This is a genomic window from Pseudorhodoferax aquiterrae (genome assembly GCF_014652235.1).
Lineage (GTDB): Bacteria > Pseudomonadota > Gammaproteobacteria > Burkholderiales > Burkholderiaceae_C > Pseudorhodoferax > Pseudorhodoferax aquiterrae.
Genome location: NZ_BMYK01000004.1, coordinates 494,904 through 510,293, shown reverse-complemented (window position 1 = coordinate 510,293; position 15,390 = coordinate 494,904). Strand labels below are relative to the sequence as shown.

Sequence of the window (15,390 nt, the reverse complement as noted above, 5' to 3'; positions counted from 1 at the left end):
GCCGCTGGCCCCGGCCATGGCCTGGGCGCTGGCATTGCTGGGCGCAGGCTGCGCTGCGCTGGCGGCCTGCATCGGCCCGGCCCGGGTGCTCGCCGCCCCGCGCAGGCCCGTGCCGGCGCGCCCCGCGCCGGCACGCCCATGGCGCCAGCGGCTGGCCGCGCAGGCAGGGCACGCACCGTTCTGGCTGGCCGGCGCGCTGGCGGTCGAGTCGTTTCGGCTGGCCCATGTCGTGGCCACGGGCGACGCGCGCCCCTCAGGCATGCTGGGCCTGCTGCTGGCCTGCCTGGTCGCCCTGCCCGCCGCCACGCTGCGCACCTGGATGCCGCGCACCAGCGGCGCGCTGTGGGCCATGTCAGCGCTGGCCTATGCGGGGCTGGCGGCCAGGTCCGGCCTGCCGGCGTGGACCGTGGCAGCGCTGCTGTGCCTGGCCGCGGCACTGCACGCCGTGCTGCGCCGCCCACCGGTCCGGAGCACGCCGTGAACGCGGTGCTGCTGGCCGGCTGCGCAGCGCTGGCATCGCTGTTGCCGCTAGCAGCCTGGGCGCACGCCGTGCCGACGCGCGCCTGGGGTGACGCCGCCATGGGCCGCCGCGCTGCCTGGGCCATCGCGCTGGCCAGCCTCGTGCTGCAGGCCGCGGCCGCAGACATTGCGCTCGGGGCCGCGGGCGCCGTGGCACTGGTCGCGTCGGCCTGGATGGCCCTGGGCTGGCTGCTGGTGCTGGCCATGAACCAATGGCCTGCGGCCAGCCGGCGCGTGGCGCTCGCGCTCGGGCTGGGCGGGCTGGGCGGCTGCGGCCTGGGGCTCGCGACGGCCATGACCTGACCGGGCTCCACGACGAAAGCGCCGACACGGCGCCCCTGGGCGTGCCGCCAAGCTGTTGCGATTGGTTGCACAGCGGCCCGCCTTCTCAGGGTTTCCCACCAGACATCCATAACGAACCGTTCCGTACATTTTTTGACGCCACGATGTGTGGAATGGTTTTCCGATTTTTGGAGGCAAACATGAAAATGGGAGACGGAGGCGGCCGGGCGGCCGGATGGCGCTGGCGCAGCGCCCTGGCGGCAGCGGCGCTGGTGTGGACGGCGGCAAGCCAGGCGGCGGTGCCTGTGCCGGCCGTGGAGGGGCCGATCCGCTCGGACCTGGCGGCCGCGGGCAACAACCGCACGTTCTTCGGCACCGACCTGGATCTCGCCGCGCGCGGCTATGTCGAGGAGGAGTTCTTCTACAGCGGCCAGGCCAACCGCTACGACGCCACCGTGGCCGGCGGCATCGGCGCGCGGCCCAGCGCCTCGCCGACCGCCAATGTGCTGGACGGCGGCCACGCCTACAAGACGCGCATGGTGGTGCGCCGGCCGGCCGACGCGGCCCGCTTCAACGGCAAGGTCATCGTCGAATGGATGAACGCCACCAGCAACTACGACGTGGAAGCGCTGTGGTTCCGCATCCACGAGTTCGTGCTGCGCGAGGGCTATGCCTGGGTCGGCATCACGGCGCAGAGCGGCCCCATCACCAACGCGACCCTGGGCCTGAAGGCCTTCAGCCCGGCGCGTTACGGCACGCTGGACCTGACGGCCGCTGGCCGGTTCACAAGCGGCGACCCGCTGTCCTACGACGTCTACGCCCAGGGACTGAAGGCCGTGCGCAGCGCCACCGTGATGGGGCCGCTGGCGCCGCGCGTGCAGCAGGTCGTGGCCGCCGGCGTGTCCCAGTCCGCGGGCCGGCTGTCGGTCTACCTCAACGCCATCCACCCACGCGACGAGAAGCTGGCCGACGCGGCGCTGCTGTACATCGGTGGCGAGAAGCTGCGCACCGACCTCAACCTTCCGGTGCTCAAGCTGCTGTCGGAGACCGAGTACACGGCGCCGGCCTCGGCCAACGAGATCAACGTGATCCAGCCCGACACCGAGCGCATCCGCGTGTGGTCCATGGCCGGCACCTCGCATTCGGACTGGGCCTCGTTCGCCGTGCGCTACGCGCTGCTGCAACGCGACCAGCCCTCGGCCCCGCTGCGCGACAGCTGCGCGCTGCCCAGCCGCAGCCGCATCCCGGACCGCTACGTGATCTCCGCGGCCATCGACTGGCTCGGCAAGTGGGCGGCCGGCACGGCCGTGCCGCCGTCGAGTCCGACGATCGCGCTGCAGGCCGACGGCACCACGGTGCAGCGTGACGCGCGCGGCAACGCGCTGGGCGGCATCCGCCTGGCGCCCTTCGCCGTGCCGGTGGCGCTGGACAGCGGCTACAACGAGGTGCCGGCCGGCAGCACCGGCCTGTGCTTCCTCAACGGCACGCATGTGCCGTTCGACAGCGCGACGCTGGCCGCGCTCTACCCCACGCCGGCGGACTACCAGCAGAAGTTCCGCGCCGCCGCGGCCGGCAACGTGGCCCAGGGCTACGTGCTGCAGGCCGACGCCGACGAGATGGTGCGCGAGGCCGAGGTCTCGCTGTACGGCCGTGGCCTGGACTGCGGTCCGCTGTGCGCCAATTTCGCGCAGTTCCCGATCCAGCCTTCGACCGGGCTGCTGCGCGACCACGTGCGCTTCCTGTACGTGCGCGATGCCGAGCCGCTGCTGCGCTCCATCGACGCGGCATCGCTGAGCGTGGCGCGCGGCTACAGCGCGGCCGAGGCACGCGAGAAGACCGCCCAGTTCTCGCAGGGCGCCAAGTGGCTGCAGCGGCTGCAGGAGCAACTGGCCGCCTACCGCGCCGACGGACGGCTGACGGACGGCCAGGCCGCGCTGCTGTCGGGCTATGCCGGCACGCTGGTCGACGCGCTGGCCGCCCAGGGTGCCGATCCGGCGTCCGTGCAGCTCGACGAGAGCGTGGTGGAAACGCTGTACGGCGGCGGTGGCGGCGGTGGCTGCAGCAGCATCGGCGCGCGCGGCGTGTTCGATCCGACGCTGTCGCTGCTGGCCGCGCTGGCCGGCCTCGTGCTGGTGCGGCGCGCACGCGCTGGATGACACCCGCGGTGGCCAGCGCAGCCCGGCCGGCGCACGGCCTTCGCCTGGACGCGCCGCTGTGGGCCGCCATGCTGTTGGCACCGGCGGCGGCCTGGGCCTGGCACGCGCTGGCACCACGGGGCGCGGCCACGGCCATGCCCGATGGCCCAGGGCTGTGGATGCTGTTGCTGGTCGCGCCCGTGCTGGAGGAGATCGTCTTTCGCGCCGGCTTGCAGGCCAGCCTGGTCCGGCGTGGCTGGCAGCCCGGCCTGGCCATCGTGCTGGCCAGCGCGGCATTCGCCGCCTGGCACCTGGCAGCAGGCCAGGGCCTGGCCGCACTGGCGGTGTTCCTGCCCTCGCTGGTGTTCGGCCACGCCTACGCGCGCCACGGCCTGGCCTGCGCGATGGCCTGCCACGCCTGGTTCAACGCCTGCCACCTGGCCGCCATCGCGGTCTCTTGAGTGGCGCCGTGGCGCCGGCTCAGGCCGTGCGCGCAGCCCTGTCCTCCGGCCCCTCGATCTGCCGGCCCGATCTCACAGGGCGCGCGCGTGCGCCGCGGCGGCGGCGATCTGCGCGGCGCTGGGCCGCACGCCGGTGTACAGCACGAACTGCTCCACCGCCTGCAGCACGATGACCTCGTCGCCGCCGATCACCGGCTTGCCCAGCCGGCGCGCGGCGCGCAGCAAGGGCGTCTCGGCCGGCAAGGCCACCACGTCGAACACGCCGGCCGCACGGGCGATCCAGCCGTCCGGGAACGCCTGCTCGTCCGCCTGCGCGCCCGCCATGCCCAGCGGCGTCACGTTGACCAGCCAGGCGCCCTCGGCCTGGTGCGCATCGCCCAGTGCGTCCTGCCACGGCAGGCCGTGCAGCGCGGCCACGGCCGGGCCGGCCTGTGCATTGCGCGCCACCACGCAGCCCTGCAGGCCGTGGTCCACCAGCGCCGCCAGCACGGCGCGGCCCATGCCGCCGCTGCCGCGCAGCACGAAGCGCCCAGTCGGGTCCACGCCATGCGTCTGGAGCAGCGCGGCCACCGCCACGTAGTCGGTGTTGTGGGCGATGAGCCGGCCGCCCTCGTTGACGATGGTGTTGACCGACTGCAGCCGTGCCGCCGAGGGCTTGAGTTCGTCCAGCAGCGGGATGCAGGCTTCCTTGAACGGCATGCTCACCGCGCAGCCGCGGACACCCAGCGCCCGCACGCCGCCGATGGCGGCCGGCAGGTCGGTGGTGGTGAAGGCCTTGTAGACGTAGTCCAGGCCCAGCGCCTGGTACAGGTGGTTGTGAAAGCGCGTGCCGAAGTTGCCGGGCCGGCCCGACAGCGACATGCACAGCTGGGTGTCTCGGCTGATGTCCATGGTCATGCGGCGCCTCCGCCGAGTGGTGTGTGTTGCAGCGTAGCGCCGTCGGCGCTCATGCGGCGATCTTCTTCTTGAACAGCCCCAATGCCAACGCCGTCACCACCGTGCCCGCGACGATGGCCGCGCCATACAGCAGCACATGGTTCACCGCGTTCGGAATCGCCAGCACGAACACGCCGCCGTGCGGCGCCTGCAGCGCCACGCCCCGCCACATGGACAGCGCGCCGGCGGTGGCCGCGCCCAGCACGCAGGCCGGGATCACGCGCAGCGGATCGCGCGCCACGTAGGGGATGGCGCCTTCGGTGATGAACGCCAGGCCCAGCACGGCGGCGGCCTTGCTGGCCTCGCGCTCCTCGGCCGAGAAGCGGCTCGCGAACAGCCGGCAGGCCAGCGCGATGCCCAGCGGCGGCACCATGCCGGCGGCCATCGCGGCGGCCATGGGCGTGGCCACGCCGCTGGCGATCAGCGAGGTGGAGAACACGTAGGCCGCCTTGTTGATGGGGCCGCCCATGTCGGCCGCCATCATCGCGCCCAGCACGATGCCCAGCAGCACGGCGCTGGAACTCTGCATGCCCTTGAGGAATTCGGTCAGCGCCGTCATGGCCGCGGCCACGGGCTGGCCGATGACCATGAGCATCAGCAGGCCCACGATGGCCGAGCCCAGCAGCGGCAGCAGCAGCACGGGCTTCAAACCCTCCAGCCCGCGCGGCAGGCGGATCCATTGGTTCAGCCACTTGACGGCGTAGCCCGCGATGAAGCCGGCCGCGATGCCGCCCAGGAAACCCGCGCCCACGGTGCCGGCCAGCATGCCGCCGACCATGCCCGGCGCGATGCCGGGCCGGTCGGCGATGGAGAACGCGATGTAACCCGCCAGGGCCGGCACCATCAGCGCGAACGCAGCCTTGGCGCCGACCTGGAACAGCGACCAGCCGACCGTGCCCTGGTGCGCGTCGTCGTAGACGTAGATGCCGCCGAGCGCGAAGGCCAGCGCGATCAGCAGGCCGCCCGCCACGACGAAGGGCAGCATGAAGGACACGCCGGTCATGAGGTGCTTGTAGGGGCCGCTGGCGGCGGCCTTCTGCGCGCCGGCCGGGGCCGCGGCGGTGGCGGACGCCGCCTGCCACGGCGCGGCCTCGGCCTGGGCCTTGCCGATCAGCGCCGCCGCGTCGTGGATGGCGGCCTTGGTGCTGGCGCTGTACAGCCGCTTGCCGGCGAAGCGCGCACGGTCGACCTGGGTGTCGGCCGCGATCAGCACGAGGTCGGCCTCGGCGATGGCTTCGGCGCTCAAGGCGTTCTGCGCGCCGACCGAGCCCTGCGTTTCCACATGGATGCGGTGGCCGAGCGCCTTGGCGCCCTGCTCCAGCGCCTCGGCCGCCATGAAGGTGTGGGCCACGCCGGTGGGGCAGGAGGTGATGGCGACGATGCGCAGCGGCTTGGCAGCGGCCTGGGCCGCGGGTGCGGCCGCCATGCCCAGGCGTGCGAGGGCCTGCTGCACCACCTGGGCCGGATCGCGGAACACGGCCTCGGGCGCCACTTCGAGCAGCCGGTCGGCCGGCAGCGCGCTGCGGTCGATGCCGCTGCCCGCGTCGGCGGCCAGGATCACGGCCTGGGCCCCGGCCAGCTCCTCGGGCGAGAAGCCTTCCTGCGTGCCGAAGCTGCTGACCACACGCAGCTTGAGTTCATGCCCGAGGCGGGCGGCGGCGGCCAGCAGCGCCTCGCCCAGCATGAAGCTGTGGGCGGGGCCGGCCTGGCTGGCGGCGATGGCGAAGAGTTGGGCCATGGTGGGTGTCTCCAGTCAGAGCTTGTGAAGGAATCGGTTGGGCTCACGACGGGGTGCCCGCAGGTGTCGGGCAAGGCGCGTCGCGCAGTCCGTATCGGGATACGGACAAGCGGCGCAACGCCGCCCGGCGCCTGTGGGCGCCCCGGCCCGCAGGGCAAGACCCCGCGAGCAATGGTTGGTTGTTGAGACTGCGTGCATCGGGGTCTTGCGTGAGCTCTAGCGATTTCTCCACAAGCTCTCAAATGGGTTGGGGCTGGATCTGCGCGACCAGCGCGTCGATCTCGGGAAGCGGCGGCAGCCCGGGCGCGATGCGCTGGATGCGCGCAGCCGCGCAGGCCATGCCGAACACCGCGGCGTCCAAGGGCGCGCGGCCGGCGATCAGCGCGGCCAGCGTGCCGGCGACCAGCGCGTCGCCCGCGCCCACGGTGGTGGCCACGGGCACACGCGGTGTGGCGGCATGCCAGCGCGCACCGCCGCTGGCGACCACGGCGCCCTCGCCGCCCAGCGAGACCACGACCAGCGCGATGCCGTCCTGCTGCAGCTGCGCGGCCGCGTCGGCCACGGCCGCCACGGTGGGCAGCGGACGGCCGACCAGCTCTTCGAGCTCGGCCCGGTTGGGCTTGATGAAGTCGGGCGCGGGCTGCAGCGCGTCGAGCAGCGTGCGCAATGCGGTGCCGCCCGTGTCCACCATGAGCCGCGCGCCGTGGTGGCGCAGCGTGCTCGCCACGCGCGCCATGTCGGCCGGCGTCACACCGGGCGGCAGGCTGCCGGCCAGCGTGACCCAGGTGCCGGGGCCGACCAGCGGCACCAGCTGCTGCAGCAGGCCAATCTCGGCGCCGGCCAGCAGCACGGGGTCGAAAACGATGCCGGGCAGGTTGATGTCGGTGGTCTCGCCATGCGCGAGGTCGGCCAGCTTGATGTTGGTGCGCGTGCGGCCCGGCACGCGCCACATGGCGTCCACGATGCCGGCCTGCGCGAAGCTGCGCTCGAAGCGCTGCGGGTTCTCCACGCCGAGCCAGCCGCCCGCGGCCACGCGCACGTCCAGCGCGGCCAGCACGGCGGCCACGCCGATGCCCTTGCCGCCGGCCTCGAACTGCTCGGCCCGCGCGCGGTGCACGGCGCCCGGGTCCAGCCGGTCCAGCGTGACGGTGTGGTCGATCGCCGGGTTCGGCGTGAGGGTGATGACCTGCATGGCGTCGTCCATCACAGGCCCTCCGGTGCGCTGCGCAAGCGCGCGCCGAGCGCGCGAACCTGGTCGCCGTCGTCCATGTCCAGCGCCTGCTGCGCCAGGGCCTGCAGCTCCGCGAGGCTGTGCCGCCGCAGCAGGGCCTTGATGGCCGTGAGGTCGCCCACGCTCATGCTGAGCTCCTGCACACCCAGGCCGGCCAGCAGCGCGGCGCCCAGGGGTTCGCCGGCCAGGCCGCCGCACACGCCGACCCAGCGGCCGTGGCGGCGCGCACCGGCCACGGTGTCGGCCACCAGCCGCAGCACGGCCGGGTGCAGGCTGTCGGCCATGCCGGCCAGCTGCGGATGCTGGCGGTCCACCGCGAGCGTGTACTGCGTGAGGTCGTTGGTGCCGATGGAGAAGAAGTCCACGTGCGCGGCCAGCCGGTCGGCCATGCGCGCGGCCGAGGGCACCTCGATCATGATGCCCACGGGAATGGCGGCGCCGATGCCGAGCTGGCGCTGCACCTCGGCCAGACGCGCCTTGAGCTGGCGCACCTCGTCCACCGTGCTGATCATCGGGAACATGATGGACAGCGGGCCCGTCTGTGCCGCGCGCACCAGCGCGCGCAGTTGCGGCATGAGCAGGTCGTCGCGCTGCAGGCACAGGCGCGCACCGCGCACGCCCAGGAAGGGGTTCTCCTCCACCGGCAGGTTCAGGTGCGGCACCTGCTTGTCGCCGCCAATGTCCAGCGTGCGCACGATCAGCGGGCGCCCGCCCAGGGCCTGCACCATGGCCTGGTAGACGGCGAACTGCTCCTCCTCGTCGGGCACATGGTCGCGTTCGAGGAACAGGAACTCGGTGCGCATCAGGCCCACGCCTTCGGCGCCCTGCTCCAGCGCGCGGGCCACCTGGTCGGCGCGGTTCACGTTGGCGGCGATCTCCAGCGTGTGGCCGTCGGTGGTGGTAGCCGGCTGCAGGCGGCTGGCGGCCTCCTCGGCCTGGTGGCGGGCCAGACGCTCGATCATGGACTGGGTCTCGCGCAGCGCCTTCTCGGTGGGCGCCACGTGCAGCTGGCCGCGGTAGCCGTCCAGGATGGCGCGCTCGCCAGGCTGCAGGTGCAGCACACCGGGCCCGGCGGCCACCACGGCCGGCAGGCCCAGCGCGCGCGCGAGGATGGCGGTGTGCGCCGTGGGGCCGCCACGCGCGGTGCAAAAGCCCTTGACGCGCTGCACGTCGATCTGCGCGGTGACCGAGGGCGAGAGGTCGTCGGCCAGCAGCAGCGCATCGCGCGGCCAGGTGGAAGGGTCGGTGCCGGCATCGTCGCCGCGGCCCAGCAGGTGGCGCAGCACACGCTCGCCCACGTCTTGCAGGTCGGCCGCACGGGCGGCGAGCACGGCGTCGGCCACGGTCCGCTGGACGGCCACGCGCTCGGCCAGCACATGGCGCCAGGCCCAGGCCGCGCCATGGCCTTGCACCACCAGGCGGCTCACTTCGCGCAGCAGCGCGGGGTCGCGCAGCATCTGGCCGTGCGCGTCAAAGATGCCGGCCTGCTCGGCACGGCCCTGGGCGCGGGCCTGCTCGGCCAGGTGGTAGATCTGCGCGGCGGCGGCGTTCAGCGCGCGGTCGAGCAGTGCGGCCTCTTCGGCGAAGCCCTGGTGCTGGTCGGCCACCTCCAGCGTGCCGGCCTCGGCGCTGACCAGCGTGCCGACCACCAGGCCCGGGCTGGCGGCGATGCCGCTGATGGTCTGGCGCGCGGCCGGCTGCCAGTCGCCCAGCACGCGGCCCAGGCCCTGGGCCTGCGCCTGGCGGGCGGCGGCGAGTTCGGCCTGGCGCGTTTCCTCGTCGCCCAGGCGCAGCACCAGGTCGCGCAGCGCAGCCAGCGCGGCCTCGGCGTCCGGGCCCTGGGCAGACAGGCGCAGCGCCGCGCCGCGGCCGGCGCCCAGGCTCAGCAGCGCGGCCATGTTGCGCGCGTCGGCCACGGCATCGCCATGGCGCACGCGCAGGGCGGCCTGGAAGCGCCCGGCCAGCTGCGCCCACTGGCCGGCGGGGCGGGCGTGCAGGCCGTTGGGGTAGTTCAGCGTGAGGTCCAGGCCCAGCGGGAAGTCCTGCGCGGGGGCAGCCGCCGCATCCGGCGCGGCATCGCTGGTCAGCGCGGCCACGATGTCCTCGGCGCGTGCCGTGCGCACCAGCTGGTCGATCCGGCTGCCATCGCGCATGAGCCGCGTGAGCCGGCGCAGCACGGTGATGTGCTCGTCCGACGCGGCGGCGATCGCCACCACCAGGTGCACGGGCTTGTCGGCGCTGCCCCAGGCCACGCCATCCGGCACCTGCAGCACCGCCAGGCCGGTGCGGCGCACCAGGCCCTTGTCTTCCACCATGCCATGGGGGATGGCCACGCCCTGGCCCAGGTAGGTGGTGGCAACCTGCTCGCGGCGCAGCAGGCTCGCGACGTAGCCGGCATCGCAGAAGCCGGCCTGTACCAGCAGTGCGCCGGCGCTGCGCACGGCGTCGTCGCGGTCGGCCGGGCGGGCCGCGAGGCGGACTTCCACGGGGGTGGGGAGGGGTTCCAAGCGCGTCTCCGGAGTTTTGGAATCGATTCCAAAATTATTCCGCAAGAATTGGAGGTCAGTCCAGCGAATGGCGACCTACACGTCGGAAATCAAGGGTAAACACCCGTGAAAAGAGCCTATAAGCGCCAGGATTGCCCCTGAGAATCGAGGAATCGATACCAAAATGGGTTCCATGCCGTCTTCTCTCGCCAACCCGGGCAGCGCCAGCATCAAGGATGTGGCCCAGCGCGCCGGCGTCTCGACGACCACCGTCTCGCGCGTGCTGACGGACGCGGACGCCGTGCGCCCCGCGCTGCGCGAGCGCGTGCAGCAGGCCATCGCCGAGCTGGGCTGGCGGCCCAGCCTGGCGGCGCGCCGACTGCGCCAGCGCACCACCTCGCTGATCGGCCTGGTGGTGGCCGACATCCGCAACCCGTTCTTCACCGCCATCAGCCGGGCCGTGGAAGACATGGCCTACGCGGCCGGCCTGCGGCTGATCCTGTGCAACAGCGACGAGGATCCGGCCAAGGAGCGGTCCTACCTGGAGCTGATGGCCGACGAGCGCGCCAGCGGCGTGATCCTGGCACCCACGCTGGAGTTCACCGAGCGCCATGCGCCCGGCCAGTGGCCGTTTCCGCTGGTGATGGTGGACCGCGCCCCACAGGCCGCCGTCACCGATGCCGTGCTGCTGGACAACACCGGTGCGGCCGGCGAACTCACGCGCCACCTGCTGTCGCAGGGCTGCCGGCGCATCGCGTTGCTGGCAGGCAGCCACAGCACCACCGGCCGGCAGCGCCAGGCCGGCTACGAGGCGGTGCTGCGCGAGGCCGGCCTCGCGCCCCGTGTGCAGGCGTTGCGGCCCGACGCACAGGCCGGGCAGGACGGCGCAGCGGGGCTGCTGGCCGAGCCCGACGGCACCCGGCCCGATGCGCTGCTGGCCACCAGCGGCCTGCTGCTGTTGGGTGCCTGGCGCGCCGCCCGGGCCGCTGGCCTGGCGCTGCCGCACGACCTGGCCCTGGCCGGCTTCGACGACAACGATTGGACCACCATGCCCGAGCCCGCCATCACGGTGCTGGCCCAACCCACGCAGGACATCGGCCGCAGTGCCACCGAGCTGCTGCTGCAACGCATGGCCCAGCCCGACCGCGCGCCGCGGCGCATCGTGCTGCAGGGGCAGCTGCTGGTGCGGGGGTCCAGCCTGCGGGCGGGATGATGCAGGTGTGCTACGAAATGACCTGTCGCAGGGACATATCGTCATGCCCCCATCACCAGCGCCCGTGAGAAACTCCTTGTCGTGCGCATTGCGCAGGGAGCCCGTCCATGACCGATCTGCAGATCACCTTACCCGACGCGCTGGCCCGCGAGGCCGCCAGTGCGGGATTGCTGGCACCGCCGAAGCTGGAGCGCATGCTGCGCGAGCAACTGCGCAAGGACCGCATCGAGAAGATGCAGGCCGCCCGCGCTCAACTGGCCGCCGAACCGCTGGAGGCCATGACACCGGACGAGATCAACGCCGAGATCGGCGCCTACCGCGCCGAGCAGCGGCATGCGGCTGGTTCTTGACACCAACATCGCACTGTCCGGCCTCCTGTGGGGCGGGACACCGGGTCGTCTCATCGACGCAGCCGACGCCCGGCACGTCGCACTGTTCACCAGCGCTGCGCTGCTGGCTGAACTGCATGGTGTGCTGTCGCGCCCCAAGTTCGCGCGACCGCTGGCGCAACGCGGACTGACCGTCGACGACCTGCTGCACGGCTACGCCGCGCTGGCCGCCATGGTGCGGCCGGCCTCCATCGCGCCAACCATCCTGCGCGATCCCGCTGACGACGCAGTCCTGGCCGCCGCGCTGGGCGCGCAAGCCGACATGATCGTGTCGGGCGACGCACATCTTCTCGACCTCAAGAACTTCCATGGAATGCGCATCGTGACTGCGTCCGATGCTTTCATCCAGATCGGCTCATCGGCCTGACGCTGCCCCAGCGCCGAAGGCCATGCCTCAGCGCACCACGAGGCGCGGCCCGTCCATCCAGGCCCGCACCTCGCCGATCTCGGCGGCCTGCGCGAAGCCGTGTTCGCGGAACAGGGCCAGCACCGCCTCCACGCTGTCGGGCGCACAGGACACCAGCAGGCCGCCGCTGGTCTGCGGGTCGGTCAGCAGCGCGCGCTCGGCCTCGGGCAAGGTGCTGCCGACCTCGGCGCCGTAGCCCAGCCAGTTGCGGCCCGAGGCGCCCGTCACGCAGCCGGCCGCGACGAGTTCGCGCACACCCTCCAGCACCGGCACGCGCGCCCAGTCCAGCAGCACCTGGCAGTTGGCGCCGCGCGCCACCTCCAGGCCATGGCCGGCGATACCGAAGCCCGTCACATCGGTCAGCGCGTGCACGCCGGGCAGCGCGGCCAGGGCCGGGCCCGGCGTGTTCAGGCGCGTGGTGGTCTCGATCATGCGGGCGTAGCCGGCGGCGTCGAGCTTTTCCTTCTTGAAGGCAGCCGACAGCACGCCCACGCCCAGCGGCTTGCCCAGCACGAGCCGGTCGCCCGGCTGCGCGCCCGCATTGCGCCGCACCCCGTCCGGATGCACCAGGCCCAGCGCCACGAGGCCGTAGATCGGCTCGACCGAATCGATGGTGTGGCCACCGGCGATCGGGATGCCGGCCGCCTGGCAGACCGACTGCCCGCCTGCCAGGATGCGGCCGATCGTCGCCGTGGACAGCACGTTGACCGGCATGCCCACGATGGCCAGCGCCAGGATGGGCCGCCCGCCCATGGCGTAGACGTCGGAGATCGCATTGGTCGCCGCGATGCGGCCGAAGTCATGCGGGTCGTCCACGATGGGCATGAAGAAGTCCGTCGTGGCGATCAGCGCCTGCTCGTCGTTGAGCCGGTAGACGGCGGCATCGTCGGCCGTCTCGATGCCCACCAGCAGCTCGGGCGGCACCGGCAGGCCGCCCTGGTTGCGCAGGATCTCGGACAGCACGCCGGGCGCGATCTTGCAGCCGCAGCCGCCGCCGTGGGAGAGCGAAGTCAGGCGCGGCTCGGCCGCGGGCGTGGTGGTGGTGGACATGGATGGCAGCGGTGGCGAACGGACAGGGGCCGCATTGTGCGTCTCAGAACGTGTGAATGAACCGATCGCGCCCACGACGGGGGGCGGCGGGCCGCAGGCGTAGGCGCGGGCCGCAGCCCGGGCTCGTGCCCGGGCAAGGACCGCAACGCCCGCATGCGGCCTGGCGCGCCCCGGTCCGAAGGGCGAGGCCCCGAGCGCAACGATCATGATGGAACGGGTGCTCATCGAGGGCCTCGCGTGGGTGTGAGCGGTTCGTTCACACGTTCTCAGTCGGCCGCCGCTTCGCCGCCACCCTGGGCCCGGTCCACACGCTGCATGTTCTCGAGCAGCTTGAGCAGGTAATGCAGGCTGTGCGTCACGTCGTTGACCGAGAAGCCCTCCAGCACCTGGCCGTAGTAGCCGTGGATCTTGGGCAGGGCTTCGTCCTGCCAGACCCGGCGGCCGTCCTCGCTCATGCTGACGATGCGCGAACGCCGGTCGGCCGGGTCGGGCCCGGTCTGCACGCGGCCGTCGCGCTCCATGCGGCCGACCAGGCCCGACAGGTTCTGCCGGCTCACCTTGAGGTAGCGCGCCAGCTCGCCCACGCTCATGCCCGCGCCCGCCTCGGGCCGCGACAGCGCGCCCAGCACCGCCCACTGCTGCGTCGTCAAGCCCTCCTGCTCCACGGCGCGCGTTCCGGTTTTATGCAACATGTTTGCGCATTGGTACAAACGGAAGAACAGGCGATTGGCCAAGGCCATGCGCGCCGCCTGCGTTTCCTCTTCAGGGTAAACCATCAAAACTCCTTGAACCTGCGACTTGCATTGCGGCACCAGTCGACCCACAATTGAGTCAACATATTTACCTATATTTCTGATCCGGGCAATGCCTTGCCACGACGATAGCAAGGCGGCACCCGGCAACCCAAGGAGCGGTGCGATGCGAGGACTCGAGAACAAGGTGGTGGTGGTGACGGGCGGCGGCGGCGGCATCGGCGGGGCGACCTGCCGGCGCCTCGCATCGGAGGGCGCCAAGGTGGCGGTGTTCGACCTGAACCAGGCGGCGGCCGAGCAGGTCGCCGCACAGATCCGTGCGGCAGGAGGAACGGCCCAGGCCCTGCGCTGCGACATCACCGACCGCGCCAGCGTGGACCAGGCCGTCGCCGCCACCGAGGAGGCCTTGGGGCCCGTCGACGTGCTGGTCAACAACGCGGGCTGGGACGTGTTCAAGCCCTTCGTGAAGACCGTGCCGGCCGAGTGGGAACGGCTGATCGCCATCAACCTGACCGGGGCGTTGCACATGCTGCATGCGGTGCTGCCCAGCATGGCCGAGCGGCGCAGCGGCCGCATCGTCAACGTGGCATCCGACGCGGCGCGCGGCGGCTCCTCGGGCGAGGCCGTGTACTCGGCCTGCAAGGGCGGACTGGTGGCGCTGTCCAAGACGCTGGCACGCGAGCACGCGCGCCAGGGCATCACGGTCAACGTGGTCTGCCCCGGCCCGACCGACACCGCGCTGCTGGCCGGCGTGGCCGAAGGCGCGCGCGACCCGGCCAAGCTGCTCGAGGCCTTCCGCAGCGCGATTCCGCTGGGGCGCCTGGGCCAGCCCGACGACCTGGCCGGCGCCATCGCCTTCTTCGCCAGCGACGACGCCGGCTTCGTGACCGGGCAGGTGGTCTCCGTCTCGGGCGGGCTGACCATGCACGGCTGAACCTTTCCCCCGACCCAAGGAGACATCCCATGAACTTCGAAGACATCCTGTACGAGGTCCGCAACGGCGTGGCCTGGATCACGATCAACCGGCCCGAGAAGATGAACGCCTTCCGCGGCACCACCTGCGACGAGCTGATCCGCGCGCTGAACAAGGCCGGCTACGACAAGGCCGTGGGCTGCATCGTGCTGGCCGGCGCCGGCGACAAGGCCTTCTGCACGGGCGGCGACCAGTCGGCCCACGACGGCAACTACGACGGCCGCGGCACCATCGGCCTGCCCATGGAGGAGTTGCACACCGCCATCCGCGACGTGCCCAAGCCCGTGATCGCGCGCGTGCAGGGCTACGCCATCGGCGGCGGCAACGTGCTGGCCACCATCTGCGACCTGACCATCGTCTCGGAGAAGGCCATCATGGGCCAGGTCGGCCCCAAGATGGGCTCGGTCGACCCTGGCTACGGCACGGCCTTCCTGGCCCGCGTGGTGGGCGAGAAGAAGGCGCGCGAGATCTGGTACCTCAACAAGCGCTACTCCGGCCAGGAGGCCGTGGCCATGGGCCTGGCCAACGTCTGCGTGCCGCACGAGCAGCTGGACGCCACGGTGCAGGAGTGGGCCGAGACCATCTGCGAGCGCAGCCCCACGGCGATTGCGATCGCCAAGCGCAGCTTCAACATGGACACCGCCCACCAGGCCGGCATCGCGGGCATGGGCATGTATGCACTCAAGCTGTACTACGACACCGAAGAGTCGCGCGAGGGTGTCGCTGCACTGAAGGACAAGCGCAAGCCCGACTTCCGCAAGTACGCGAAATAGCTCTCCCCCAGTCTGCGCGCTGCGCGCTCCGCCAACCCCCTTCCGG

At 72.3% G+C, this 15,390-nt stretch carries 14 protein-coding genes and 1 pseudogene; 9 read left to right on the top strand and 6 right to left on the bottom strand.

What is annotated here, in order from left to right; genetic code table 11:
- The 4 genes and pseudogenes from IE209_RS10305 to mrtJ form a co-directional block, all read left to right on the top strand.
- A pseudogene (locus IE209_RS10305) lies at nucleotides 1–481 on the top strand (hypothetical protein); the annotation flags it as partial.
- Nucleotides 478–822, top strand: coding sequence for a hypothetical protein (locus IE209_RS10300; protein ID WP_189686844.1), 345 nt, complete (start codon nucleotides 478–480; stop codon nucleotides 820–822). The pseudogene IE209_RS10305 and the gene IE209_RS10300, both read left to right, overlap by 4 nt.
- Before the next feature lie 179 nt (nucleotides 823–1,001).
- Entirely contained in the window at nucleotides 1,002–2,957 is a 1,956-nt protein-coding gene (locus IE209_RS10295) for an alpha/beta hydrolase domain-containing protein (RefSeq protein WP_189686843.1), read from the top strand.
- 8 nt (nucleotides 2,958–2,965) lie between these two features.
- Complete coding sequence (mrtJ, locus tag IE209_RS10290) at nucleotides 2,966–3,397, top strand: JDVT-CTERM system glutamic-type intramembrane protease MrtJ (protein ID WP_189686842.1); 432 nt, start codon at nucleotides 2,966–2,968, stop codon at nucleotides 3,395–3,397.
- Nucleotides 3,398–3,469: 72 nt separating this feature from the next.
- On the opposite strand, the gene IE209_RS10285 is transcribed toward mrtJ, so the two are convergent.
- From IE209_RS10285 to ptsP, 4 genes are all read right to left on the bottom strand, one after another.
- Nucleotides 3,470–4,294, bottom strand: coding sequence for a shikimate 5-dehydrogenase (locus tag IE209_RS10285; RefSeq protein WP_189686841.1), 825 nt, complete (start codon nucleotides 4,292–4,294; stop codon nucleotides 3,470–3,472).
- Between the two features lie 49 nt (nucleotides 4,295–4,343).
- The gene (locus IE209_RS10280; RefSeq protein WP_189686840.1) at nucleotides 4,344–6,071 is read right to left on the bottom strand and encodes a fructose-specific PTS transporter subunit EIIC; all 1,728 of its coding nucleotides are present in this window, start codon (nucleotides 6,069–6,071) and stop codon (nucleotides 4,344–4,346) included.
- Nucleotides 6,072–6,309: 238 nt separating this feature from the next.
- Nucleotides 6,310–7,275 carry a 1-phosphofructokinase family hexose kinase gene (locus IE209_RS10275; RefSeq protein ID WP_189686839.1) on the bottom strand — a complete coding sequence of 322 codons (966 nt, stop codon included), beginning with the start codon at nucleotides 7,273–7,275 and terminating at the stop codon, nucleotides 6,310–6,312.
- On the bottom strand, nucleotides 7,275–9,788 hold the full coding sequence (ptsP, locus tag IE209_RS10270) for a phosphoenolpyruvate--protein phosphotransferase (RefSeq protein WP_229882787.1): 2,514 nt from the start codon (nucleotides 9,786–9,788) through the stop codon (nucleotides 7,275–7,277). Before ptsP ends, IE209_RS10275 begins: the two co-directional genes overlap by 1 nt.
- A 193-nt stretch (nucleotides 9,789–9,981) precedes the next feature.
- On the opposite strand from ptsP, the gene IE209_RS10265 reads away from it, so the two are divergent.
- From IE209_RS10265 to IE209_RS10255, 3 genes are all read left to right on the top strand, one after another.
- Entirely contained in the window at nucleotides 9,982–11,001 is a 1,020-nt protein-coding gene (locus tag IE209_RS10265; protein WP_189686837.1) for a LacI family DNA-binding transcriptional regulator, read from the top strand.
- A gap of 107 nt (nucleotides 11,002–11,108) precedes the next feature.
- The gene (locus IE209_RS10260; RefSeq protein WP_189686836.1) at nucleotides 11,109–11,351 is read left to right on the top strand and encodes a hypothetical protein; all 243 of its coding nucleotides are present in this window, start codon (nucleotides 11,109–11,111) and stop codon (nucleotides 11,349–11,351) included.
- Nucleotides 11,335–11,757, top strand: a complete 423-nt coding sequence (locus tag IE209_RS10255; protein ID WP_189686835.1) for a putative toxin-antitoxin system toxin component, PIN family — start codon at nucleotides 11,335–11,337, stop codon at nucleotides 11,755–11,757. Before IE209_RS10260 ends, IE209_RS10255 begins: the two co-directional genes overlap by 17 nt.
- A 27-nt stretch (nucleotides 11,758–11,784) precedes the next feature.
- On the opposite strand, the gene selD is transcribed toward IE209_RS10255, so the two are convergent.
- Both selD and IE209_RS10245 read right to left on the bottom strand, forming a co-directional pair.
- Nucleotides 11,785–12,846, bottom strand: coding sequence for a selenide, water dikinase SelD (gene selD / locus IE209_RS10250; RefSeq protein WP_189686834.1), 1,062 nt, complete (start codon nucleotides 12,844–12,846; stop codon nucleotides 11,785–11,787).
- A gap of 266 nt (nucleotides 12,847–13,112) precedes the next feature.
- On the bottom strand, nucleotides 13,113–13,622 hold the full coding sequence (locus tag IE209_RS10245) for a MarR family winged helix-turn-helix transcriptional regulator (protein WP_189686833.1): 510 nt from the start codon (nucleotides 13,620–13,622) through the stop codon (nucleotides 13,113–13,115).
- 142 nt (nucleotides 13,623–13,764) lie between these two features.
- Here IE209_RS10245 and badH point away from each other — a divergent pair, with 142 nt between their 5' ends.
- Nucleotides 13,765–14,532 carry a 2-hydroxycyclohexanecarboxyl-CoA dehydrogenase gene (gene badH, locus IE209_RS10240; RefSeq protein WP_189686832.1) on the top strand — a complete coding sequence of 256 codons (768 nt, stop codon included), beginning with the start codon at nucleotides 13,765–13,767 and terminating at the stop codon, nucleotides 14,530–14,532.
- Between the two features lie 29 nt (nucleotides 14,533–14,561).
- Nucleotides 14,562–15,344: a 2-ketocyclohexanecarboxyl-CoA hydrolase gene (gene badI, locus IE209_RS10235; protein ID WP_189686831.1), complete on the top strand. Its 783-nt coding sequence runs from the start codon at nucleotides 14,562–14,564 to the stop codon at nucleotides 15,342–15,344.
- Nucleotides 15,345–15,390 lie beyond the last annotated feature (46 nt).